The sequence below is a fragment of the Rossellomorea marisflavi genome (assembly GCF_022170785.1).
Lineage (GTDB): Bacteria > Bacillota > Bacilli > Bacillales > Bacillaceae_B > Rossellomorea > Rossellomorea marisflavi_B.
Genome location: NZ_CP081870.1, coordinates 998,037 through 1,021,961, shown reverse-complemented (window position 1 = coordinate 1,021,961; position 23,925 = coordinate 998,037). Strand labels below are relative to the sequence as shown.

The 23,925-nt window shown below is 51.6% G+C and carries 23 protein-coding genes; 6 read left to right on the top strand and 17 right to left on the bottom strand.

Features of this window, described 5'->3' with window-relative positions; translation table 11 throughout:
- Positions 1-14: 14 nt before the first annotated feature.
- The 5 genes from K6T23_RS05435 to K6T23_RS05420 form a co-directional block, all read right to left on the bottom strand.
- Positions 15-644: a hypothetical protein gene (locus tag K6T23_RS05435; RefSeq protein WP_159644577.1), complete on the bottom strand. Its 630-nt coding sequence runs from the start codon at positions 642-644 to the stop codon at positions 15-17.
- A 168-nt stretch (positions 645-812) separates the two neighbouring features.
- Positions 813-935, bottom strand: coding sequence for a hypothetical protein (locus tag K6T23_RS22175; RefSeq protein ID WP_273546608.1), 123 nt, complete (start codon positions 933-935; stop codon positions 813-815).
- The gene (locus tag K6T23_RS05430; protein ID WP_238283822.1) at positions 932-1,495 is read right to left on the bottom strand and encodes a hypothetical protein; all 564 of its coding nucleotides are present in this window, start codon (positions 1,493-1,495) and stop codon (positions 932-934) included. Before K6T23_RS05430 ends, K6T23_RS22175 begins: the two co-directional genes overlap by 4 nt.
- A 186-nt stretch (positions 1,496-1,681) precedes the next feature.
- Entirely contained in the window at positions 1,682-2,296 is a 615-nt protein-coding gene (locus K6T23_RS05425) for a putative periplasmic lipoprotein (RefSeq protein WP_148985113.1), read from the bottom strand.
- Positions 2,297-2,358: 62 nt separating this feature from the next.
- Positions 2,359-3,018, bottom strand: a complete 660-nt coding sequence (locus K6T23_RS05420) for a hypothetical protein (RefSeq protein WP_238283821.1) — start codon at positions 3,016-3,018, stop codon at positions 2,359-2,361.
- 243 nt (positions 3,019-3,261) lie between these two features.
- Between K6T23_RS05420 and K6T23_RS05415 the strand changes: the two genes are divergently transcribed.
- Positions 3,262-3,651, top strand: coding sequence for an OsmC family protein (locus K6T23_RS05415; RefSeq protein WP_238283820.1), 390 nt, complete (start codon positions 3,262-3,264; stop codon positions 3,649-3,651).
- A 62-nt stretch (positions 3,652-3,713) separates the two neighbouring features.
- Here K6T23_RS05415 and K6T23_RS05410 read toward each other — a convergent pair whose 3' ends face one another.
- A complete protein-coding gene (locus tag K6T23_RS05410) occupies positions 3,714-4,451 on the bottom strand; it encodes a class I SAM-dependent methyltransferase (protein WP_218245548.1) in 738 nt (245 codons plus the stop codon).
- Between the two features lie 609 nt (positions 4,452-5,060).
- Here K6T23_RS05410 and K6T23_RS05405 point away from each other — a divergent pair.
- The 5 genes from K6T23_RS05405 (at position 5,061) to K6T23_RS05385 (ending at position 9,488) form a co-directional block, all read left to right on the top strand.
- Positions 5,061-5,378 carry a PadR family transcriptional regulator gene (locus K6T23_RS05405; RefSeq protein ID WP_048013688.1) on the top strand — a complete coding sequence of 106 codons (318 nt, stop codon included), beginning with the start codon at positions 5,061-5,063 and terminating at the stop codon, positions 5,376-5,378.
- Positions 5,365-5,937, top strand: a complete 573-nt coding sequence (locus K6T23_RS05400; RefSeq protein ID WP_048013689.1) for a DUF2812 domain-containing protein — start codon at positions 5,365-5,367, stop codon at positions 5,935-5,937. Before K6T23_RS05405 ends, K6T23_RS05400 begins: the two co-directional genes overlap by 14 nt.
- Positions 5,938-6,086: 149 nt before the next feature.
- Entirely contained in the window at positions 6,087-8,030 is a 1,944-nt protein-coding gene (locus tag K6T23_RS05395) for an ABC transporter permease (protein WP_238284382.1), read from the top strand.
- A 171-nt stretch (positions 8,031-8,201) separates the two neighbouring features.
- Positions 8,202-8,441, top strand: coding sequence for a DUF896 domain-containing protein (locus tag K6T23_RS05390; RefSeq protein ID WP_238283819.1), 240 nt, complete (start codon positions 8,202-8,204; stop codon positions 8,439-8,441).
- Positions 8,442-8,465: 24 nt separating this feature from the next.
- On the top strand, positions 8,466-9,488 hold the full coding sequence (locus tag K6T23_RS05385) for an LLM class flavin-dependent oxidoreductase (RefSeq protein ID WP_238283818.1): 1,023 nt from the start codon (positions 8,466-8,468) through the stop codon (positions 9,486-9,488).
- Between the two features lie 64 nt (positions 9,489-9,552).
- Here K6T23_RS05385 and K6T23_RS05380 read toward each other — a convergent pair whose 3' ends face one another.
- The 11 genes from K6T23_RS05380 to yfmT form a co-directional block, all read right to left on the bottom strand.
- Entirely contained in the window at positions 9,553-10,020 is a 468-nt protein-coding gene (locus tag K6T23_RS05380) for a hypothetical protein (RefSeq protein ID WP_238283817.1), read from the bottom strand.
- 262 nt (positions 10,021-10,282) lie between these two features.
- Positions 10,283-11,326 carry a sugar ABC transporter substrate-binding protein gene (locus K6T23_RS05375; RefSeq protein WP_238283816.1) on the bottom strand — a complete coding sequence of 348 codons (1,044 nt, stop codon included), beginning with the start codon at positions 11,324-11,326 and terminating at the stop codon, positions 10,283-10,285.
- A gap of 13 nt (positions 11,327-11,339) precedes the next feature.
- Positions 11,340-12,860 carry a response regulator gene (locus K6T23_RS05370; RefSeq protein WP_148985103.1) on the bottom strand — a complete coding sequence of 507 codons (1,521 nt, stop codon included), beginning with the start codon at positions 12,858-12,860 and terminating at the stop codon, positions 11,340-11,342.
- Positions 12,835-14,295, bottom strand: coding sequence for a sensor histidine kinase (locus K6T23_RS05365; RefSeq protein ID WP_238283815.1), 1,461 nt, complete (start codon positions 14,293-14,295; stop codon positions 12,835-12,837). Before K6T23_RS05365 ends, K6T23_RS05370 begins: the two co-directional genes overlap by 26 nt.
- Complete coding sequence (locus K6T23_RS05360) at positions 14,292-15,269, bottom strand: sugar ABC transporter substrate-binding protein (protein ID WP_238283814.1); 978 nt, start codon at positions 15,267-15,269, stop codon at positions 14,292-14,294. The genes K6T23_RS05365 and K6T23_RS05360 overlap by 4 nt, the downstream gene beginning before the upstream one ends.
- A gap of 311 nt (positions 15,270-15,580) precedes the next feature.
- The gene (locus K6T23_RS05355; RefSeq protein ID WP_048005313.1) at positions 15,581-16,753 is read right to left on the bottom strand and encodes a sugar ABC transporter permease; all 1,173 of its coding nucleotides are present in this window, start codon (positions 16,751-16,753) and stop codon (positions 15,581-15,583) included.
- A gap of 14 nt (positions 16,754-16,767) precedes the next feature.
- Positions 16,768-18,291, bottom strand: a complete 1,524-nt coding sequence (locus tag K6T23_RS05350; RefSeq protein WP_148796604.1) for a sugar ABC transporter ATP-binding protein — start codon at positions 18,289-18,291, stop codon at positions 16,768-16,770.
- A gap of 72 nt (positions 18,292-18,363) precedes the next feature.
- Complete coding sequence (locus K6T23_RS05345) at positions 18,364-19,434, bottom strand: sugar ABC transporter substrate-binding protein (RefSeq protein WP_414130728.1); 1,071 nt, start codon at positions 19,432-19,434, stop codon at positions 18,364-18,366.
- Positions 19,435-20,296: 862 nt separating this feature from the next.
- Positions 20,297-21,256 carry an arsenic resistance protein gene (locus K6T23_RS05340; RefSeq protein WP_238283813.1) on the bottom strand — a complete coding sequence of 320 codons (960 nt, stop codon included), beginning with the start codon at positions 21,254-21,256 and terminating at the stop codon, positions 20,297-20,299.
- 179 nt (positions 21,257-21,435) lie between these two features.
- Positions 21,436-22,281 carry a methyl-accepting chemotaxis protein gene (locus K6T23_RS22170; RefSeq protein ID WP_273546607.1) on the bottom strand — a complete coding sequence of 282 codons (846 nt, stop codon included), beginning with the start codon at positions 22,279-22,281 and terminating at the stop codon, positions 21,436-21,438.
- A gap of 14 nt (positions 22,282-22,295) precedes the next feature.
- Positions 22,296-23,750 (bottom strand): benzaldehyde dehydrogenase, encoded by a 1,455-nt coding sequence (gene yfmT / locus K6T23_RS05330; RefSeq protein ID WP_238283812.1) that lies wholly within the window; start codon positions 23,748-23,750, stop codon positions 22,296-22,298.
- Positions 23,751-23,925: the final 175 nt, after the last annotated feature.

Below are 23,925 nucleotides of genomic sequence, written 5' to 3'. Positions count from 1 at the left end.
TGTAAAGTTCTGTTTTATGGTTGTGTATACGTGTACCCATACTTCGCCGCGAGCTCATTTAGATCGTCATGGAACGCTGCCGCAGACTTTTCGAATTCGTCCCCTTTGGCATTCATCTCTGCTTCTTTCGAGGGGTCATCAAAGGTTTCCCTGTAGAGGACGAGGGATTCTTTATACAGGTTCACTCCCTCTAGTGCTCCTTCTTTCGCTTTCTGTAGTTCTTCCGAGTCCACCTTGATGGCTTCGACCCTCTCGATCACTTCATCATAATCGATGATGGCCTGATCCAGGACCTCGATCAGTTCCTCTCCAGGCTGTTCGCTTGCTTGCAGGATGCGATCCTGAATGTCCATTTCCAGTTCACCGACTTCTGCCATATCTACATCCACAAAGTGCTCGAACTGTTCCTCAGGAGTACCTGGAGAAGCCGCACCATCGCTATCCTCTTTGAGGGCATCCCCCAGTGAACCGTCCATTTCTTCTTTCAGTCTCTCAAGCTCTTTCTTCGATTCTTCCAATTTTGCTTCTGCTTCTGCGGTTTTATCCTCTGCCTCCGAATCAGCTGTAAGGACCTTTGCCGCCTTCTGTAACCCGCATCCGCTCAATAACAGTGCAAGTAGCATGATGATCAGTATCTTCTTCATTTCCTGTTGCACACCCAATCCCTTCCAATTTCTAAACCTTTCACATAATACCATTTCTCTGGGTTTTCCATAATGATTCCATCGATTCATTTTGTTTCAGCCGTCCATTCGGGACTGCTCTCCCTTGTGTCTTTTTTCCCAGAAACCTTAAAGAAGGAATAGCGTGAATCATGAAGGGGGTGCCAACTCATAGTCAATTGCGTATTTCTTACTGATGTCATCCACCAGCGTACGGTATTGCTCGACTGACTCTCCGTATTCCAGCGTCTTTTCTTCCACCTTTGTCCTCAAGGATGGATCATCAATGGTCTTCCGGAGGAGAATCCAGTGTATCTCTGTACAGATTGAATCTTGACGAGCTCCTCCTTCACAGGCTTCAATTCATCGGATTCTGCGGGAAGGCTTTCTGCCTGTTCGATCAGGGATCCATATTCCGAGATGCCCTCATCCATAGCCTTCCGGGCGGCTGCCTTGTCCCCGTTCATCTCATAGAGATCGACCCCGGTCTGCACCTTCTGGCGAATCGCCATTTCCTGTTGACCGATGGCAGGGATGCTCACGGCGATGAACTGCATGAACTGTGCCTTTCCTTCCGATTCCTCTCCTTTTTCACCCTTATTCGTGCCGTCCTTTCTCTCAGTGGAGGCAGCAGGATCTTTCCTAACTTCCTCTTGCTCTTTCGGTGCAGTCTCATTCTTCGATGACGCGTCATCCGGATCCTTTGGATGAGACTCCGTCTTCTCAGTCTCCATGCCCCCGCATCCACTCAATAGGAAGAGGAACAGGACGGGCAACAGGAATTTCTTCATTGTGTGAATGACCACACTCCCCACCTTTACAGGTTTTTCCATAATGTTGGCAATTGCTTTGATTTACCTATATTTTGAGAGGATAACCCTATTTTTGTAACTTTTTACCGATGACTTTTGATCTGGATTCCTGGTCATAAAATTCGAGTGGCGGCCGTGTCGACATGTGGGAACCTGAAAGCTTGGGATCGTCACAATCGCCCAACCGCGCTGCTTTTCAACTAACCATCATTGTTCAAACGAATACCCATACTCATCGGCAAGATCCTCAAGATGAGACTGATAAGTCCCTTTTGCCCGTTGATACTCAAGGTTCTTTGCAATCATCTCCTCGTCTTTTGAAGGGTCATCGATCAATTCCCTGTTAAGAATGAGATACTCCTGATAGATACTGAATCCATCAAGCGCCTCTTGCTTCAGCTTGACCAGCTCATCCGATTCCACTTCGATGGCCTCCATCTTCACGATCAGCTGCTCGTATCCTGCGATGGCTCTTTCCAGTGCATCTTTCATCGCCTGATCCTGATCCTTATCCTCGGCAGATTCCCTTTGGGCTTGGGATAGATTGACTTGTACGTTATATTCCATTACTGAAATGTCACTCATATCCCCCTCTATGAAAGAGGTAAACTCTTCTGCCGGGGTCATGCTTCCCTTCTTGGAAGAATCATCGGCAGCTGCATTGGCTTCCATCTTTTGATCCTTGTCTTTCCCTTTTTCGTCGGTTGCTGTCACCTCTGCATCCTCCGCTTCTTCGTTTGACGAGCTCACCTTTCCCACCTTCATCAAGCTGCATCCGCTCAGTAAGAAGGCAATCAGCACAAAAACTAGTAACCTCTTCATCTCGGTGACCCACCCATCCTGTTTCGTCTTTTGTCGTTCAACCTCTGCACTGCCAGACTTTCTTATTCAGGCTGGCCGACCTGATAGTTGATGCCATACTTCTCGCTGAGCTCTGTGACCATGCGATGGTACTTTTTCACGGATGCATCATATTCCGCGCCCATGATGTTCGCTCCGGTCCACTCGGAAGGATCATCGATGGCATCCCTGATCATCCTGAGGTATTCTTGGAAGAGCATCACGCCATGGATCAATTCTTCTTTGAGCGGTTCCTGTTCATCCATGTAGGTCCGGACATTTTTCGCATCCTCAAGGATGGATTCGTATTCCTTCATGGCCCAATCCACCGTCTCAAACGCGGCCTCCTTGTCTCCATTCATTTCGAAAGCAGACATTGCCTCATACAATCTTTCCTCTACAGCCGCTTCCCGTTGGCCGATCGGAAACACTTCCTGTTCAATGAAAAGCAGCAGTTCGCCTTCCCCTTTGACTGGTTCATCTCCCTGTTCGATCTCATCGAGCTTCTTATTCGCTTCTTCCACAAGTGCATTGGCTTTGTCTAAATTCGATGGCTGATCAGACTTTTCTTGAGCTGTCTCGGTTGCTTCCTCTCCGCCGGTTTCCTCTGCCTGGGAACTGGACGGAAACACCTTTCCAAGTTTCGTCAGCGAGCATCCGCTCAGCATGATTGCTACGAATACTACCATCACTATCCTCTTCATCCCATCCATCACCTTTCCTTTTCCACCTATGTGTCCGATCACAGCACTCATATTTTTCCATAATGATTCCAATTACTCATTTTGATTTACCCATTTTCCACGTATTAAATCCTTTTTATTACATTTAAAGAAAAAAAAGCATGAGGTGGATCCCTCATGACACTACTGTATTTCTTTCCAAGCGTTTTGATTTAATACTCACAAGGGTATATCATTTATAGCTCTATGAAAGGGGTGCTATTCATGAAGTACACCATTAATAAAGACTCTGTCACAACCGATACCACCTTCGGGAATCTTTCCGTATCGACCAATGAAGAGGAAGGATATCGCCCGTTTCAATTATTCATCGCTTCCCTTGCTGGATGCAGCGGGACATTGCTTCGCACCATCTTAACGAAAAAGCGGATGGATGTTGCTCACATGGAACTCGAAGCAGACTACGTGAGAAATCCTGATAGAGCGAACCGAATTGAGGAAATCCATTTCACTGCACTTGTTAAAACTGGAAATACCCTGACGAAAAAGCAGGCAGAGCGCATCTCACAGCTCGTTCTGACTAACTGCGGCATGATTCAATCGGTCATATCCTCCATTGAGATTACGTTCAAGATCCAAATGGTGGATGAATAACCTATTCACAATAAAGAAACAAAAAAAGATTGCCTGATGCGCCGGCAATCTATTTTTGTTCATTATTTTTCACACGAGAATAGCAACACGACAGGAATTCGCAGGCGCCGCTCATACTCCTCATCACTCGAGAAATGCTCCCGCTGAGGATGGCCTTCCCGGAGGGTATCCACGCGGAAGCCTGCTTCGGTCAGCGCTGTGAAATACTGCTCGGTCGTGCGGTGATATTTCACCACGGTCTGATCGATCCAAGGTTCCTTCCGTTCCCCTGTACGGAAATAATCATCCACGATCCAGCTTCCGCGACGTTCTCCGTTCTCCTTGCTGGCGAAAGAGGACGTGGTGAGGGGATGCTGAAGGCTGAAAATGAAGCGCCCGCCGGGTGTCAGCGTCGAGTGGATGCTCCTGAAGATGCTCTCGATGTCTTCTATGTAGTGAAGGACAAAACGGGAAGTGACCAGGTCAAAGCTTGCTTCAGGGAATGCATAGGTCTCAAGGGTTTCATGAAGGACAGTCGCTTTGGGGTGACCGGCAAGAGATGCCCTTGCCGCCTCCACCATCTGGCTCGATCCGTCCACCCCGGTATAGGAGCCTCCTCCGCCTTCAAGGAGTGCCGTCCCGAACGCCCCGTCACCGGAGCCGAGGTCCAGGATCCGGGCATCCTCATACTCCCCCAGCAGCTCCACCATCACCGGTCCTTCGATGGCATTATTTGGACTGTCTCGCCTGCCCCTTCGCTTTGTGTACTGATCAAAAAACGCTTCATTATCATAAACGGTCGAACCTCTGTATTCGGTCATATGTCCTCTCCTTTGTTTGAAGTGGTGCGTGCATTGCTCTCCACTAGATTCGACATGGAGGTAGTTTCTTCCTGTGTAGACGTGGGCGTACTTCTAATTGATGCGCTGATGGACAGACTGTTCGGCAAACTTGCTTCCGTTTTTCTACGTTTGTGAAAATCCAGTGAAGGTCCACACAACAAAAGGTTTATATTAACATTAAAGGATGTTGGATAAAAGATGCCGATTATGTGTGAATGATCGGCTTTTTTGAAAGGGGAGATGGTAGCATGACTAGAGATAAAATGTCCTCTCTTAACCTTCTAACTTTTAGTGTTTCGCTGATTTTAATGGTAACGTATGACAGTATGCCATCTTGGGGACAATGTATTTTCTTACCCATCGGGTTGGTTTCAAGCCTGGCCACGTTGGTCCTGTTCATTTCCTGGTTGGAAGCTAGGAATCCTTAATGACTGGTACATACGCACATGACGATTGACATCCGGTACTTCCCTCAGTGGAAACCGGCTTTTTTGATGAATTTGGAAATAAAGCATTGACTATTCAGTTGAACTGTATTATCTTTTAGTAAGTTGAACTATATAGTCGAACTGAATAAAGGATGAGACGATGAAGCATAAATTATTACCCCTGTCAGAAACGATGCACTATATCCTGCTCGCACTGCGCGAGCCCCTGCATGGCTATGCTGTCATGCAGAAGATCGAAGAAATGAGTGATGGCGCGGTCGTACTCGCAGCGGGTACCCTGTACGGCGCCGTTGAAAATCTGAATAAGCACGGCTGGATCGAACCGGTCGGGGAAGAAGGCCGGAGGAAGGTCTATCAGATCACGTATGACGGAAATGCCGTTTTAAATGTAGAAAAAAAACGATTGCAGCATATTTTATCCTTATATGAAGGAAGTGGATCGGGTGAAAAAGGTTAAGATCTTTTTTGATATCGAGAGAGAAGAAAAGTGGCTGAATGAGCAGCTGGCGAAAGGATTCCGCTGCACAAAGATCAGTTCGTTGGGTGTCTATACGTTCGAGGAAACGGACAAAAAGCATGTGATTCGATTGGATTACCGTGACCGGATGAAAAAGGAAAAACACCTCGAGTATACGGACATGTATGAAGATTTCGGCTGGAGTAACATCGATGGTTCTAAGTTAGTCGGAATCCGGTATTGGCAGAAAGAAGCGGACGGTCACGATGAGCTTTTCTCCGACCGCGAGTCCCTGGCTAAATACTATCAGCGGTTGATGGGCTATTCCTTTTGGTTAGGGATCACCATGTTTTGCATCGTGGCCATGTATTTTTTCAATCAGGACTACAGCCTTTACCACGACGGTCTATGGCGCATGGAAGGCTCACTATTCTGGAAAGCGTTCATTTTTGAAACACCGTTCGCCCTGTTGAAAGCATTGCCTGGGATCATGGTGATTTTGTTCATTGGCAGTTATTACAGAGCGTATAAAAAGTATGAGTTGTTCAAGGAAGCTTGATGCGCGGTGAGTCCCCGCATCTTTTTTCTTTCCTTCCCCATGTGACAACAATGTCACACCATCCCCCATTTTGTTCGCCGAATGAAACGATTCCCGCCTGACTCCTCCCTATAATGGGAAGTACCAACAACGAGTCAGGAGGAATCATCGTGAACATGTACTCTCTTATCGGAAAGAATCTCAAGAAGAATCTCAAAAACTACTATCTTTATATTTTTGCCCTGACCTTCGGGGTGTCGCTGTTCTTTGCCTTTGTCACCCTGCAGTATGATCCGTCCATGGATGCGACGAACGGGTCGATCAAGGGAGGGGCCGCCATCCAGGTGGCGTCCTTCATGCTGATCGCCATCATCGGCGTCTTCCTCATCTATGCGAATGCGATCTTCATCAAACGGCGCAGCAAGGAAATCGGGTTATTGCAGTTGATCGGAATGTCGAAAAAGCGAATCGTGTTCCTGTTGAGCGCGGAGAACTTCCTGCTGTATGCCGTGGCCACCGCGCTCGGAATTGGCGTGGGATTTGCCTTTTCGAAGCTGATTACGTCGATCCTCTTCAAGGCAGTGGGGATCACGGCTGTCGCAAAGCTTCATTTCTCCATGGCCGCCATGGAGCGGACCCTCATCGTCTTCTCTGTGATCTTCCTGTTGATCCTGCTCATCAATGCCGCCTTCATCAAGAAACAGAGCATTTTGAGCCTGTTCAAAGTCAAATCTGCTTCTGAAATGAATGTGAAGAAGCAATCCGTATGGGAGATCCTGATGGGGATCCTCGGCCTTGGCCTTGTATCGTCGGGGTACTTTGTGTCAACGAAGCTGTTCGGCGGGGATTTCACGTCGACGATCGAACTGATGGGTGCCATGATGTTCATCCTCGGTTCGGTCATCATCGGGACGTATTTCTTCTATAAAGGGTCTGTGAGCTTTGTGTTCAACGTGATCCGCAAGCAGCGGAAAGGGTATCTGAACGTGCGGGAAGTCCTGTCCCTGTCCTCCATCATGTTCCGCATGAAGACGAATTCCATGCTCCTGACGATCATCACGACCGTCTCGGCACTGGCCATCGGGCTCCTGTCCCTCACGTACATTTCGTACTATTCAACCGAGGCGTCTGCCGAGAAGCAGCTCCCGGATGATTTCACCTTCCTCCAGGAGGACGGGTTGAATCAATTCGAGAAAGCCCTTGGTGACCATCGCATCGATTACAGCGAAAACCGCATCGACGTGCTTCAGGTGGCGGTCGATCTGGAAGGCATCGTGTCCGGTAAAGTGGACGGGATCGCCATGGATCTAAGCAAAGCGCATATGGCCGTCATCCGTGCAGATGATGCCGGGTTAAAGCTTAACGAGGATGAAGCGATCCTGACGGGGTACAGTGATATGCTGAAGAACTTCATGCCGATGAAGGAGAAAGGGGAAATCGTCCTCCAGAACAAAGAAACGAAGCAGCCGCTTGATCTAATCAAAACGAAGGATAATCACTATATTTCCTGGAAATTCACAGGTGGCGGATTCCCGGTGGTGATCGTGAACGATACCGTCTTTCAAACGATGAAGGAACATCTGGATCCCGGGCTTCAGGGTACGTCCAATATCAATCTGGGCGTCAACATCAAGGATGACCGTCAACTGGAGAAAGCGAACGATCTGTACGTGAGCCTGTTCGGAAAAGAAGAAAACCTGTCTGATTCCCGTCCGATCTATATCGAGTACCAAAAAGCCAATATGGGGATCTCCGTGTTCATCGTCGGATTCCTCGGACTCACCTTCCTCATCACATCAGGCTGCATCCTTTACTTCAAACAGATGGATGAAAGCGAAGAGGAACGTCCGAACTACACGATCCTCCGCAAGCTCGGCTATTCACGACATGACCTGCAGAAAGGCATCCGCTTCAAGCAGCTGTTCAACTTCGGGATTCCGCTCGCCGTCGGCCTCCTGCACAGCTACTTCGCCGTCAAATCCGGCTGGTTCTGGTTCGGTAGCGAACTCTGGACGCCACTCCTGATCGTCATGGGACTCTACACCGTCCTCTACTCGGCATTCGGCGTCCTCTCCACCCTCTACTCCCGCCGCATCATCCGGGAATCCCTTTGACGGGTGGCGGGTTCCGGTGCTCCACTCTATTCGAAATGATGACAAAGGACGATCCCCTACCTTACGGGATTCGTCCTTTTTTTCGTGTTGACATTCCCACATTCTGGTGGTAAACTACATTTATCTCGAATTCGAGATAAATGAATATAAGATAAAAAGGAGGAAGAGAACATGATCAGGAGCTTGCAGCGAATCAATGAGCTGGCCCGTAAAGCACGTGAGGACGGATTGACCCCAGGGGAAGTCGAAGAAAGAGCGGCATTGAGGGCAGATTACCTGCAGGAAATCCGCGGTCAGGTCTCCTCCACCATGAGCAGTTTGACCATCGTGAATGAAGACGGCGAGGACGTCACCCCTACAGCCTTTGTCATCGAAAAAGCCATTCAGTATCGGAATTCACTTCCGTTTTAATCATAGAAGAAAGAAGGAATCGACATGGAAATCGGATTGTATTCAATCGGGGAACATGTGAGGAATCCCATGAACGGGGATTATATTTCTGCCCAGCAACGGATCCGGGAATTAATTGAAACGGCTGCCTACGCAGATGAAGCCGGGCTGGACGTTTTTGCCGTCGGGGAAAGCCATCAGCGCCTGTTCACGACCCAAGCCCATACGGTCATCCTCGGTGCCATCGCCCAAGCCACGAAAAACATCAAGATCGCAAGCTCCGCAACGGTTCTCAGTACATCCGATCCGGTTCGCGTGTACGAGGACTTCGCCACCATCGACCTGATCTCGAACGGCCGCGCGGAGATTGTTGCCGGCCGGGGATCGCGTGCGGGTGCTTATGAGCTCTTCGGGTATGATATAGAGGATTATGAAGACTTATTTGAAGAGAAAATCGAGCTTCTCATGCAGCTCAACAGAGAGGAGAACGTGACGTGGGAAGGCAGATTCCGCGCCCCGCTCCGCAAGGCCACGATCCTTCCGCAGCCGCTCCGTGGCTCCATGCCGATCTGGCGGGCAGTCGGGGGACCGCCGGAGAGTGCCATTAAGGCGGGAAAAGCAGGGGTCCCCATGATGCTCACGACACTCGGTGGACCTTCCACCGGCTTCCTTCCAGCTGTGGAAGGGTTCCGGAACGCAGCCAGAGAGGCTGGTCACGATCCCGCTTCCCTTCCCCTTGCCACGGCGGGCTTCCTTTATACAGCCAAGGACAGTCAGACGGCACTGAGGGAATTCTATCCTCACCTTAACAGCGCCATGATCCAACTGAAGGGTGGCGGTTACCCGCAGGATCAGTTCACCGCAGCCACGGATCACCGCGATGCCCTGATGATCGGCTCCCCCCAGCAAATCATCGAGAAGATCCTCTATCAGTATGAACTTTACGGCCATCAGCGCTTCCTCGGAGAAATCGATCTCGGGGGAATACCGCTTGACCAAATCAAGAAGAATATTGAGCTCATCGCTACCGACATCATGCCGGCGGTTAAGAAATATACGGCAGGTTAAGGCGATAAAATAGGGACTGTTCCCACCCATCGATTGTTCGGTGCATCGGAACCGTCCCTATTCGTCATTTCAATTCTACTTCCCAGTCCTCCGCCAGTTCCTCGATGTGTTTGTTTAGCGTATTGACCTTTTTATTATAGTCTGCCAGCAGGTCATCGGATTCTTCCATCAAGGCATCATCGGTGGCCTCCAATGCGTCCTTTCGTTTATGAAGGAATTCAAGATAGACTTCCTCTACCTCCCGTGTCTCTTTCACCAACTTCTTCATTTCAGATTTTTTATAGCTCCAGCCTTCTATGGCATCAAGAATATCCTCATACCCCGGTATGGCATCATTTCCGATGGCAGCTATCACTTGACCAAGATCCTTGTTCGGACCCTTGGATGCTTCGATCATCGATTTTCTGGCGTCCGCCTCCATGGACCCCAGCTCAACCAGATCTTCATTGATGAAGGCAATCAATTCTTTTTGGCTTTTATACGTAAAGAACGTATAATCCACGCTGCATCCGGCTAGGACCATCGTGGCCAAGCAGGCTAAAATAGTTTCTTCATAGGCGGTTCCACCCTACACTTTACAACATTTACCACTATAACATGGATTCCTTTACCCATAAAAGGATCTTTTTATCCATTTTAGCTAAAGAAATGTGAGAATGAACGACCCTATCATCTGAAAGAAAGGGAAGGTTCCGTTCAGGCATCAGCCGATCGGAACCTTCCCTTTCTTACTCACGCTGGTCTTAGCATTTTTACGTCTGACTGTTTTGACGCACCGGAACCGTCCCCGTGCTTCACTCATACACTTCCTCCCGGGTGTGGAAGTGGTCGGCGATGATGGTGGTGTCGAGGTTGGCTTTGTTGACGGCGGTGGGCTGGAGGAGGACGGATGGGACTTCGATTTTGCCGTTGTTGATTTTTTTGTCGGTGTCGATGTATTCGCCGCGGGCGATGGAGATGGCGAGGGCTGCCGCTTCTTCTGCTAGGATGTTGATCGGCTTGTAGACGGTCATGGCCTGGGTGCCCTGGACGATGCGGCGGACGGCATTGAGCTCGGCGTCCTGGCCGGCGACGGGGATCTTCCCGGCGAGTCCCGCTTCCTCCAGCGCCTTCTCGGCCATGCCGGCGGTGGCATCGTTGGCCGCGATGACGGCATCGATGTCACCATCACTCGCTTTGAGGGCCTCTTTCATATTGTCATAGGCGTTCTCGGGCAGCCAGTTGTCGGTCCACTCATCGTACACCACCTGGATCTCTCCGCGGTCGATGGGCTCCTTCAGTACGTCAAAGACGCCTTTCTTCAAGAGGTGGGCGTTGTAGTCCGTTTCCGCCCCGCCGATATAAACGTATTTGCCCTTCGGCACAAGTTCGGTGATGGCACCGGCCTGAAGCTCCCCGACACGTTCGTTATCGAAAGATACGTACAGATCGATGTCGGCATTCCGGACGAGGCGGTCATAGGAGACGACCTGGATGCCGGCTTTATGGGCTTTTTGGACAATGGCCGCGGCGGCTTCTGCGTTATACGGGACGATCACGAGGACATCGACTCCTTCTGCGATGAGGGTTTCCGCCTGCAGCACCTGGAGGGCATCATCCCCACGGGCCTCCGTGATCAACACTTCCGCTCCCTGGTCCTCCACGGCCTGCTTGAAGAGGTCCCGGTCCCGCACCCATCGCTCCTCCTCAAGCGTATCCATGGAGAATCCGATCTTCACGGAGCCTGGCGCTTCTTTTTTTTCTTTATGGACCGGAACAACCGGTGCTTTCTCTTCGCATCCGGCGAGGATCATCCCGAAGAGGAGGAGCCACGCCAGGTGACGCATCGCTTTCCCCATGCCCCATCACCCTTTACACATGTTGTCCGAGCAGGCTCCTCCGGTACTCTTTCGGGGAGTGCTTCGTCATTTTCTTGAATACCTTACTGAAATAATTCGGATCGTGATACCCGACTTCGTAGCTGATTTCCTTGATGCTCTTCTCGGGATCCTTCATGAGCCCCTTCGCCTTGTCCATGCGGCATTCCGTGAGAAAATCGATGTAGTTCATCCCCTGCTTCTCCTTGAACATCTTGCTGATGTAAATCGGGCTGAGATGGACGGTCTGGGCCAGGGTGTCGAGTGACATGTCCTCGTGGGAGTGATCCTGGATGTACTGCTTGATCTGTTGGAACGTATCGGCTTCCGTATGGCTGAAATGAGTCCGGTAGCCTTCCTTCATATCATCCAGGAGGCGCTCCGCTTCCTTCCGCAGCGTGCGGTAGTCCGTCGGCTGTACGGAAAAGAGGGGCTCCTGCGTGTCGATTCCGCTCTCACTGAGAACACGGGACGTCATCCACAGTACCTGGAGGATCCGCTGCTGGGAATAGATGATCGGCGTCCCTTCTTTCTCCAGGGTAGTGATAGCGTTGGTCACCTGGGTGTGGACCCGGTCCCACTGGCCGAGGCGGATGTTTTCCATGAGCTCCTTCTGGTCGGTCATCGCCTGCTCCCGGGTTTCGGGCTTTAGGGGGATTTCCTCGAAGAAGCGGTACCGTTTCCGTCCCTGTGTGTCGACGGTGGCGAGCATCGCCTCCTGATAGGAACGCCTCACGTCATCCAGGGAGGAGCAGACGGTCCCGATCCCGATGAACCAGTCCTGCTCCGAACCGAGGGAAAGGAGCTCCCGTGCAAGAGCCGTCGCCTGTGAACGGTACGTGGTCCCGGGCTCCCTGAAGATGATGAGGGGAAGCTGCCGGCCATATAAGGCGCCGGTCCAGCCACGCTGGCGGATCGCCTGACGGATCTCGGAGTAATGGGCATCCCCATTTTCCGGAAGGAGGAGGACCATGACGAACAGATCCCCTTCTGCCGGAACGTCCAACATCCCCATGAGCAGATCCACATGCACATCGTGGACGTGGTCGAAAAGGAGCTGGGTCACGACGTCGGTTTCAACGAGCATCCGTGCCCTCTCCCATTTCTCCTGCTGATCGAGGCTCGCCACGTGCTTACTGCGCTCCGACTCGATTTCACCGAGGACCTTTCCGATCGTCGCCACGATCTCCGCCGCCTTGCTCGGCTTCAGGATGTAGTCCTTCGCCCCGAGCTTGATGGCTGCTTTCATATAGGAAAAGGTATCATAGGCCGTCACCATGATGAACTTGATATGGGGCTGTTCCGCCGTGATGGCCTCGATGGCTTCAAGGCCGTTCATCCCCGGCATCTTGATGTCCATGAGGATGAGATCAGGGGTGAATGTGGCCGCCATCTCAACGGCCACCCTTCCGTTTTTCGCCTGTTGGATGACGAGATCGGGGAAATGCTTCTCCAGGATGAGCTGCATCCCTTCCCTTTCCATCGGTTCATCATCCACGATGAGCAATTTGATCATGATTCTCCGCTCCTTCCCGTTTGATTCGCAGTGTGATGGTCGTTCCCTTTCCTTCTTCGCTTTCGATCGCAATCACATCCTCGACCCCATAAAAGAGGCGGAGGCGCTTCACGACATTGCTGAATCCGATGCCGGTGGAATGCCCTTCCGGCAGCGCTTCTTCCTCGACGATCTGACGGATTTTTTCCCGGGGCATGCCCGCTCCGTCATCGCTGATTTCAACCGCAATCCCGTCTTTCTCCTCATACACCCGGAAGCGGATGCTGCCTCCGTCTTCCTGCGGTTCGACGGCATGGATGACGGCATTCTCCACGATGGGCTGCAGGGTGAGGGCCGGGATCTTTGCGTCCAGGCAAGAGGGGGCGATGTCGGTGGTGAACTGAAGGCGGTCGGCAAACCGGGCCTTTTGGATATCCATATACTGAAGGAGCACAGCGATCTCATCCCCGAGGGTGACGGAGCGGTTCTGGCGCTTCAGGTTGTAGCGCAGGATGCCCGCCACGCTCACGAGGAGGTCACTCGTCTCCTCGGACCCTTCCATATAGGCCTTCTTCGACAATGTATTCAGCGTATTGAAGAGGAAGTGGGGATTGATCTGACTCTGAAGGCTCCTGAACTGACTTTCCTGCAGGAGGAGCTTGCTTTCCTGCAGCTCCCTCTCTAAGGCGGCCTTCTGCTTCATCTCCGAGATGAGGTTGTTGATGTTGATCCGCATCCGGTCGAAGGTTTTCGCGAGGAAGGCGATCTCGTCATTCCCCTCCACCTTCACCTCCTGACTGAAATTCCCACGGGACAGCTCGTTGGCGGCCTTTGTCAGCTTGAAGACAGGGCGCGTGATGCCAAGGGAGAACCAGTACGAAGCAATCAGCAACAGACAGGTGATGAGGAGGAGCACCCAGATCCCGAGCTTGATCACTTCGGCGGACTGCTCCATGATCCCCCGGTAGCGCACATTGTACGTCGTGAGCTCCTTATCGATCAGGGTGAGGGTCATTTCGGAAATATATCCCGAGATCCGGTTCGCCTCGGCAAACTCCCTTGCCGACGCTTCCGCATCGTTCTCTTCCTGGAAAAGGAGGAAACGGTCCGTCGTCTCAACGAGACTGTCGATGAGATTCAGATAGTTTGATAGGGTGAAATCATTATCCTGGTTCCGCAGGCCGTCCACGACGGTTTTCCCGTCCTTCATCTTTTCTTTGCTTGCCTGCAGTTTCGCTAGATTCCCATCGGTGGTCTCGACCATATAGTTATTGAGATCCGTGACCACCTGCTGGCTGTTCCGCGATACCTCATTCATGCCGAGGTAGCGCTGGAGGATATCATTGTATTGTTCGTGTGTGCGGTAATTGTAATAGGTCAGGGCGAGCCAGATCGCCGACATGATGATCATGACGACCGTGATGAGGGTAAGGATCTTCTTCTGTATGTAGGTCATCGGTCGTCACCTTTCACGATCTTTACGTCGGTTATATAGCCGGCGGGGTCAAGGGGTACCGTCTCCCCGTTCAGCCATTCCTCCATGAGCTGCACGCTCCACTCCCCCATGCGTTCGGGTTCCTGTTCGACGACGGCGTTAATCTTGCCCTGGGCAAGGAGCGTCATGGATTCAGGACCGTCATCGAAGGAGTAGATGAGATACCCTTCTTCTTGAGAGCGCTTACTTATTTCCTCGATCATGGCCCCGAGGTTCCCCGCATTCACGGAGATGAACGCATCGACATCGGGCTCACGGTTCATGACCTCACGGGTCGCCGTGATGATCTGATCCCGTGCGCTGCCCGTCTCCCCCTCCACGATTGTGATGGATGGGTAGTCATCAAGGACGGAGCGGATGCCTCGTATTCTCTCATTCTGATTGTATTCACGCTCGGCATCCACCATGAGGACGACCTTGCCGGCACCGCCCATTTCCTTCACCAATGCATCGGCCATGAGCTTGCCCGCTTCGAATGGATCGGAGCCGATGTAGGTGCGGCGGAGGCTCTCACTCATGGGAACGTCATTGGCAACCGTGATGACGGGGATCCCGTTGAAGGAGGCTTTCACCTTCGTCAGCTCCTTGAACTCAGGCGTGTCCATGCCCTGGATGAGGATGCCGTCGACCTTCGACTGGATCGCGATCTCGATGTTCTTCAAAAATTCTTCTTCATTCTTACCGTATGTCCCCCACACCTCGAGACTCACGCCTTCCTTCTTCGCCTGCTCCTTCGCCCCCGTCGCCACCTGATCCCAGAACGGCGTCTGCGTATCCTGGGTGATCAGGACGAGCCGGCGCTGCTCCTTGGCAGCAGGCATCGTTTCCCGCAGGGGCCCCTCATCGGCCAAAAATACTTTCTTCGCTGACAGGAACGTCAGATGACACAGCATCAGCACCCCCACACACAGCACCACCAACCCGATCTTCCTCACGTCCCATCACCTCCCGTACATGCCAAATCTCCTATGCCTATCATAGCACGGCAATGCCCCGTGTGCTTCCTATTTTTTGGGTGGTGCACGGGGACGGTTCCTATGTGCCACGTTTATCCGCGGGTGGTGCACGGGGACGGTTCTTGTTCGTCATGCCACACCCTGCCACACCCTTCGGTTAAAGCATTCTGGCTGACGCTTCGGAACCGTTCCCTTGTTTCATTCCCTCTCGAATGCCTCACCGGAACCGTCCCCATGCTTCACTCACCAAACGCCCAAAAGGACGACCCTTTTGGGGCCGTCCTGGTGCGTCAGCGTTTTTTGCGGGTAAGCACGTCGAAGATGACGGCGCCTGCGAGTACGCCTCCGCGGATCATGTATTGGTAGGAGATCCCTACTCCGAGAAGGTTCATGCCGCTTGTGAGGGAGGCCATGACGATGGCACCGATGATGGCGCCTGTCACTTTCCCTACTCCTCCGGCACTGGATACACCGCCGACGTAAGCCGCGGCGATGGCATCAAGCTCGAACAAGGTCCCGGCCGTTGTCGTGGCCGATTGGAGCCTGGAGGTGAAGAGGATTCCCGATAGGGCGGCCAGCATCCCCATGGAGCCAAACACGATATACGTGATTTTCTTGACGTTGATCCCGCTCAGGTGAGCCGCTTCCGGATTGCTTCCGACGGCGTAGATGTGACGCCCGAGGACAGTTTTCGTCGATAGGAAGTGATACACCACCACAACGAGGAGGATGATGACCATCGTCCAGGAGAAACCGTTGTATCCGGCAAGGATCCATGTTACGTAGCCGATGATGGCTGAGACGAACACGAGCTTCAGGGCAAAGATCGGCGCTGAAATGACTTCGAACTCGTACTTGATCTTGTTGCGTCGTGTGGAAAATTCGCTGTAGATGTACAGGAGGATACCCACGACTCCGACCAACAAGGAGAGGAGGTGAAGACCGTTCACCTGTGTCAGGGACGGGATGAACCCGTTCCCGATGGCATTGAACTTGTCATCCTGGATGATGATCGTCCCGGTCTTCTCCGTCACCTGGAGGAGCGCTCCGCGGAAGATCAGCATGCCGGCAAGGGTCGCCACGAAGGACGGGATGCCGATTTGTGCCACAAGAAGTCCGTTGAAGAGTCCCACGACCGCCCCGAGGACGAGGATGATGGGAATGGTCAACCACGGGGACAAGCCCGCCTGGGTCAATAGGATCGCCGCGATGGCGCCCAGGAATCCCGCAGCGTACCCGACCGATAGATCGATGTGGCGGATGACGATGACGAGGGTCATCCCCACGGCAAGGACCGCGATGTATCCAGCGGAATCCAATAGATTACTAATGTTCCTCGACGTCATGAACAGCCCGTCGGTCATGAATGTAAATGTTAGAATGATAACGAATAATGCAATGTACATCCCGTAGTCACGGATGTTGTCCCGGATCAGCATCCTTGTTTCTTGAAAAATATTCATCTCTGTCTACCCCCTTATTGCGTTGCTAGCTCCATGATTTTTTCCTGATTGGCGTCTTCGACTTGAAGCTCGCCTTTGATCTGGCCCTGGGCCATGACGTATACGCGGTCGCTCATGCCGAGGACCTCCCCGAGTTCCGATGAGATCATGACAATACTGAGGCCCTGTTCGATGAGCTCATTCATCACCGTGTAGATCTCGAACTTCGCCCCAACGTCGATTCCCCGCGTCGGCTCATCGAGGATGAGCAGCTTCGGTCCGACGAACAGCCATTTCCCGATGGACACCTTCTGCTGGTTCCCCCCGCTCAGGTTCCCGACGAGCTGTTCAAGGGATGATGCCTTGATATGAAGGGATTTATGATATTTCTCCCCTACCCGTATCTCTTCGTTTTCATTGATCACGCCGGCCTTGGAGGAAATGCCCCCGAGGTTCGCAGCGGAAATATTGCTCTTGATATCCTGGAGAAGGAATAGTCCATCATCCTTCCGATCCTCCGTCACGTAGGCGATGCCCGCCTTGATGGCATCACGCGTATGCTTCAGGACGGTGAGGGTGTCGTTCCAGATGAGATCCCCTTCTAGTTTGTAGTGCTTGGCGTTGCCGAAAATGCTCATGGCAAGCTCGGTGCGCCCGGAGCCCATGAGTCCTGCAATCCCGACGATCTCGCCTTTTTTCACCGACAGATTGACGTTCTTGATCACCTGGCGGCCGAGCTGCGGATCATACGCCGACCAGTTATGAAGCTCGAGGATGTTCTCGCCGTGCTTCTTGTTCGGACGCTTCGGATAGATATCCTGGATATCGCGCCCGACCATGTTCTTGATGATGACGGGTTCTGTGATCTGGCCCGTTGAGGCATCGAGGGTGCAGATCGTCTGCCCGTCCCGGATGACCGTCGCCTTGTCGGCGATATGGATGACCTCTTTCAGCTTGTGGCTGATCATGATGCACGTGATGCCCTGTGCCTTCAGATCCTTCAAGAGCTCCAGCAGGTTTTCGCTGTCGTCTTCATTCAGGGCCGCCGTCGGCTCATCGAGGATGAGGAGCTTGACGTCCTTACTGAGTGCCTTCGCGATTTCCACGAGCTGACGCTTCCCGACGCTGAGGTCGCGGATGAGCGTATCGGGATTCACATCGAGCTTCACTTTCTTCAGAAGCTTCTGGGCTTCCACGATCGTGCGGTTCCAGTCGATGAACCCGCCGACTTTCACTTCATTCCCTGCAAAGATATTTTCATAGACCGTGAGATCCGGGAAGAGAGCGAGTTCCTGATAGATGATGGCGATGCCTGCCTGCACACTGTCACTGATTTTGTTAAATTGCTGAACGTCCCCTTCGAACACGATGTCCCCCGTGTAGGTCCCATATGGATAGACGCCGCTCAGCACCTTCATGAGCGTGGACTTCCCAGCCCCGTTTTCCCCGATCAGACAGTGGATCTCGCCTTCCTCGACTTTGAAATTCACATCGCTCAGTGCTTTGACCCCTGTAAACTCCTTGGAGATATCATTCATCTCCAGCAAATACTTCTTCAATTCGTTAACCCCCTTTAACAAAAGCAATGACAGGTGGAAAAGTGGCGGGATTGCCCCGCCACCACATCCTTCTTACTCCAAACCTGTGAATTCGCTAGCTTCATAGTATTTGGAATCAATCAGCTTTTCTTTCACATTTTCTTTATCCACCACGATGACTTCCGTTTGCTTCGCTTCTACTTCTTTCTTCCCATTATCGTAAGAACCGGTTGTTTCAGGTTTCTTATCATCAAGCACGTCGACTGCGATACCCATGGCATCCGTTACAAGTGTGCGGACATCCTTGAAGACCGTCATGGACTGCTTGCCGTCGATCACATATTGGATCGATGCTTTCTCTGCATCCTGACCTGTGACCACAAAGCTCTTCACTTCTGAATCGGAACCGAATACATCCGCGATGCTTCGTGCCGTACCATCATTCGGTGCAAGTACGGCTACGTCACCCTTCATGTCCGCTCCGACTGCTGTCAAATGCGTTTGAGCCTTGTTCTTGGCTTCGTTTGGATCCCAGTTCGTTGTGACCTGACCGAGGATCTTACTCATCTGATCACGGCTGAGTTCTGCCGTATCCTTCAGGCCTTCTGCTTCACTTGAGTTGGCAATCTTGAATGTGCCATCGGCGATTTTCGGTTGAAGGGCTTTCCAAGCTCCTTCGAAGAATAGGAACGCGTTATTATCTGACGCTGCCCCGGCATACAGGTAAAGCGGTACATCCTTGCCTGTTGCGTGGTCGATCAAGTATTGGCCTTGAGCTTCCCCAACCGCGACGCTATCGAATGTCACGTAGTAATCAACGGCATCCGTGTTCGTGATCAAACGGTCGTACGAGATGACCGTTACGCCTTCTTTCTTCGCAGACTCGACAGCCGCTGCTGCAGCGTCCCCGTCCTGAGGCGTGATGATCAGGACATCGATGCCTTTATTCAGCAATGTTTCCACATTTTCTTTTTCCTTGGCAGATGAACCCTGACTGAACAAAATCTCAACGTTGTAGTCCGAATCCTTCAGCGCATCCTTAAAGCGTTTTTCATCCTGAACCCATCTCGGCTCATCCTTCGTCGGAAGAACGATCCCGATATCGACGCCGGATTTGCTCTTTCCACCGCCTGAGCTACTGCTGCTGCCACAAGCGGCCAGCATCCCCATGAATAAAGCCAGAACCATTAAAAATGAAGCCATTCTCCACATCTTTTTCACACTTGAATCCCCCTTTAACGTGTTGGTACATCTTGATTATATGGGTCCTTTATCATGAATGTAATCGCTTTCACTAGCACTCTTTTGGTATCGCCTGTATTTTTTTGGTGTTGGGGGTTTGGGAGGAATAGGTTGGGTGATGGCTGCGAGTTTTTGTGGGGAGTGTGGTGTGGATCGGAGCTTGAATGGTGGACGGTCGTTCAGGGGGGATGGCGGTGGTGGCTCGGGGTTGGAATGATGGATGCGGTCTATCGGTGAGTGCCCGTTAGTGGTTGTTGGCGTTCGCACATAACGTGGCCGATTCAGCATTCAATCGCTTATTTGATTGGAATGTCGCAAGTGGAAAAACGGTGAGGCTGGGCGTTCGCAAATAACCAAGCAGATTCATATGGAACAGCATTCAATCGCTGATTTGACTGGAATGTCGCAAAATAGAAAAATCGTAGACCCGGGAGTTCGCAAATAGATTTTCGTTTTTCGCAAATAAATTTTTAAAAGTCGCAAGTATTTTTTTGATTTTCGCAAGTAAATCGATCTTTAACAGTTCCGAATCTTCCCGTTCGACAAGGTTCGACCAAATTCACAGCTTGTTTGAATGATTCAAGACCTTTTTGAACAGATCCGTTGAAATTACGACTGGTAAACGCATGGTAAATCAGGGCAATTCTCGTATAAATTTAGATTGTTAACGATATCGGGAAAAAGTCGCAAATAAGCTGCATGCGGCCCATTCAGAAATGACCACCATCCATCCCCCCACCTAAAAAAGACCCCCTATACCTTACGCCTTCAGGGGGTCCCTCCATTATTTCATCAATCTCGGTACAACCTTGATATACACCAGCTCCCCCACGAGCTCGACGATCGTCTGGGTGACGACGACGGCGGCAGCGATCCTTGCCCAGTCCCCTGGCAGAGCGAGGGCGAAGGGCAACACGACCAGTGAATTGCGCGTGCCGGCGCTGAAGATGAGGGCTCGCCCCTCCCCCGTATTGAGCTTGAACAGGGCAACGGTGGAACGGGAGACGAGCGGACTCACGACCAGGAAAAGCGCGTAGATCGGGATGACACGGACGATTACATCTAGATCGCTGTACACCTTGCCGATCTGCGAAGCGACAACGACGATGAGGACAATGGCCATGAACGGGACGGGAAGCCACGCCGTCCAATCGAGGAACCGGGCTCTGGTGGTCTTCCTGCCTGCCCACACTTGAGTGAGGATCGCCAAGATAAGCGGCGCCACGATCAGGAAGAGGAAGGCTTCGAGGAAGGGACCAACGCGCACGATTCCGGTCATCTCTCCCCCTATGAACAGCCATAGGTATACCGGCAACAGGAGCATCTGCACGACGAACAGCACCGGCGTGGACGCAAGCATGAGCTTTTCATTCCCTTTCCCGAGCTGGGTGAATACGATCACGTAATCGATGCACGGCGTGAGAAGCACGAGGCACACCCCCAGCAGCACGGGTGTGGTCAACGGAAATAGCGAAATCAATATCCAGACGAGGACGGGTACGGCAATGAAATTAGCAATCAATAAAGCCGTCATAAATCTCAGATTGGACAGGGCTTCACGGAGCTTCAAAAACGGGATCTGCGTGAACATCCCGTACATGAGGATCGCGATCAACGGCGAGATGGCCGCGTCGAGACTCCTCCCTGCTCTAGGACTAAGAAGCCCCACTGTCCCACCGATGAGGAGGGCAATGGCATAAATCCAAATTTGCTGGTTTTCCAGCTGTTCTCTTGTCATTTTCATTTCTTACTCCTTCTCTCATCCGATAGTAGTAAGTGTAAAGGAAGTGATGGGGTATCTCAATAGCGGTTCATGGGGACGATTCTTATGCGCCAAAAAAATGGCGCACATGAACCGTCCCCATGCTTCACCTCCCCACAAAAAAGAAGAAACACACATGTGCTTCTTCTTTTTTTTGTATTTTAGTTGTCGGTGTATAAGGTCTTCTCAGCAAGTTGGGCAAGTTCTTGAGCTTTGGCGCTGATTTCCTGAATGGTAGCTGAGAATTCCTGGATGGATCCTGATTGGGTGTCAGTCAACGTGTAGACTTCCTGGAATGATTGGTTAAGGGAGAGAAGGAGTCCCTGGATGTTCTTGGTGATATCGTTGATCTGGGTCACGTTCTCTTTTGAATTCGTGGCAAGCTTGCGGATTTCGTTGGCGACGACAGAGAAGCCTTTTCCGACTTCACCGGCGCGGGCAGCTTCAATGGCCGCGTTCAAGCCTAGAAGGTTACTTTGATCCGAGATGCCTTTGACGACCCCGGAGATTTCTCCAATCTCTTCTGCACTTGAGCTGACGTCCTTCATCTGCTCAGTCATATCCGTGACACGACCAGACAATTGAGTGACGGATGCGCTGATATCCTCAATTGAAGCCGCAGTCTGTTCGACGATAACCGAGAAACTTTCGGCCATTTCAAACAGGGCACTTGCTTTCTCAAGGCTAGTTCCAATTCCGACACCGCCGATGACATTCCCATCGTCATCGTGGAGTGGGATTGCGCGGGCAATCAGCGGAAATCCGAACAGTTCTTTTGGGACGACTGCCGTCAGCTCTTCGTCTCCACGAATGGCCTTCGTGACAATGTCTTCATCCATGAGGGGATCTCCAGGTTTCACGTTCAAGGAGAACGTTTTGCCAGGAATGTTCAGAATGAGTTTTTCGGTATCATAGATTCCGACTGTTACATCATCCTGAAGCAGTCCGTTAAGGAAGGGTGCAACTTGGACGAAGGATTCGATTATTCTTTCGTTTGCCATCTTCATTCACATTCTTTCTATTAATATGGTAGTTGACGCTGTCCGTAGTTGACAGAAATCCATTTAAGGGTTGTGAATTCATCCAGGCTCCATTCGCCGTTCATGCGTCCGATACCGGATTGTTTCTCTCCACCGAAAGCCACGATCGGCTCATCGTTGATCGTAATGTCATTCACATGAATCATGCCGGTATGGACCTTCTTCGCAAATTCCACTCCGCGCTCCAGATTCGATGTATGCACGGCTCCGCTCAGCCCGAAGCGGGTTTCGTTGGCGATAGCGATCGCTTCCTCTTCTGTGTCGAACGGGATGATGCACACGACTGGACCGAAGAGCTCTTCCTGGGCAACGGTCATATCCGTCGTCACATCCGCAAGCACGGTCGGTTCGAAGAGGCGGCCGCTGTTGGATCCTCTGAGCACAGGGTTTGCTCCTTCTTCAATTCCTTTTTCGATAAGGGCGGATAGGTTTTTCGCCTGGCGATCGTTGATGACAGGCCCGATGATGGTGTCCGGATCTTTCGGATCACCCGTTTTCAATGTCGACACCTTTGCCGTGAATTTAGTCACGAACTCATCATAGACCGAGCGCTGGACGAGCACGCGGTTCGCACACATGCAAATCTGCCCCTGGTGGGTGAAACGGCTGAAGGCCGCTGCATTGACGGCATACTCAAGATCTGCGTCTTCGAGTACGATGAAGGCACTGTTTCCACCGAGCTCAAGAAGAGGCTTCTTGAAGTTCTTCACGGCCACTTGACCGATGTAGCTTCCGACGCCCGTTGACCCGGTGAACGAGATGATGCGCGGAATCGGATGCTCCACAAACGCGTCCCCGATTTCCTTGATGTCTGCAACGACAACATTCAGAAGACCTTTTGGCACCCCTGCTTCTTCAAAGATCTTCCCGATGAGTGTTCCGCCTGTGATCGGGGAATCTTCATGTGGCTTCAGGACGACGCCATTTCCGGCTCCGAGTGCAGGTGCCACGGATTTAACGGATAGGAAGAACGGGAAGTTGAACGGACTGATGACGCCCACAACCCCAGCCGGGATGCGGTACAGTCTGTTTTCCACGTCATCAATCGTAGACGGCAGGATCTTGCCTTCCATGCGGATCGGGAAGGTGGCTGCTTCTTTGATCATGTTTTTCACAAGACCGATTTCGAATACGGCCTTCAATCTTGTTCCACCGAGCTCATCGATGATGATCGAGATGATTTCTTCTTCATTTTCTTCAATGTATTTCACAGCATTTTCTAGGATGTCGCGCTTCTTGAACGGGTTTACTTTATCCCACTGAAGCTTCGCCTCTGCGGCTGCTTGGTAGGCTGCATCTATGTCTTCTGTATCTGCAAGCTTATAGGTAACGATGGATTCACCGTTGTACGGGTTGATGTCAACCATTTCACCGGTGCTGTTCCCGTCTCTCCACTCGCCTCCGATGAATTGTTTTCCCAATGACTCTCTATTCATGCTAAAACCTCCAGATAGTATAAATCTCCAACATTCTTTTTATCGGCTACTTAAGGAAAATCTTTACTGGGAAATGGATATTTCATCCCATACCGTTTTCACTATTCACTCTGAGCCTTATAACCAAGACGTACTTGAAAATAAAAACCGATCCCAAAACGGGATCGGTCATGTG